This window comes from Falsiroseomonas oryziterrae (assembly GCF_021864505.1).
Classification (GTDB): domain Bacteria; phylum Pseudomonadota; class Alphaproteobacteria; order Acetobacterales; family Acetobacteraceae; genus Falsiroseomonas; species Falsiroseomonas oryziterrae.
This window is the reverse complement of record NZ_JAKJIB010000670.1, coordinates 1-720: the sequence shown is the minus strand read 5'-3', so window position 1 is coordinate 720 and position 720 is coordinate 1. Positions and strand designations below refer to the sequence as shown.

The 720-nt window shown below is 77.6% G+C and carries 1 protein-coding gene; it reads left to right on the top strand.

Annotation, left to right across the window (positions count from 1 at the left end; translation table 11 throughout):
* A partial coding sequence (locus L2I40_RS24000) for a hypothetical protein (protein WP_456305770.1) occupies nt 1-720 on the top strand: 720 nt, incomplete at both ends.

Below are 720 nucleotides of genomic sequence, written 5' to 3'. Positions count from 1 at the left end.
GCCGGCGCCGCGCTGACCGCGCTCAATCCCTGGCAGGGCGACGCCGCGGCGCTGGCCGCCTGCCGCCTGCCGCTGCCGGCCAGCTGCGAGGAGGCACAGGCCCGGCTGGAGGCAGCGCGTGAGGCGCTGGAGGCCGCCCGCCGCGTGCTGACGAGGATCGACGACGAGATCGCGCAGGTGGAGGCGGGGCTCGCCGATCTCCTGCGCGTCGGCGCGGTACCGACACCGGAGGTGATCGCGGCGGCGCGCGCACGGCGCGACGCGGTCTGGGACGGGATCCGTCGCCGGCTCGAAGGGCAGCCGGCGGAGGCGACGCCCGACGCCTTCGAGGCGCTGCGCGACGAGGCGGACCGCCTGGCCGATTCCCGGGCGGACGATGCGCAACGCGTCAGCGACTACGCCGCGCGCGCCACCCGCCTTGCCGAACTCCGCGACGAGCAGCAGAGGGCGATCGCGGCAGAAACGGCGGCCGGCAAGACGCTGGAGGCAGAGGAGGCCGCGTGGCGCGCGCTCTGGGCGGCCTCCGGCATCGTGCCGCTCTCGCCGCCCGCCATGCGTGAATGGCGCGCTGCGCGGGAGAAGGTGCTGGAGCTGGAATCCCGCGCTGCGGAGCTGCGCCGGCGACGCGACGCGTTGTCGGGGCGGCGCGACGCGGCCCGTGCGGTGCTCGCGCCCTTCCTGCCGGCGCCGCACGCCCCGGCGCTGGCCGCGCTGCTCGCT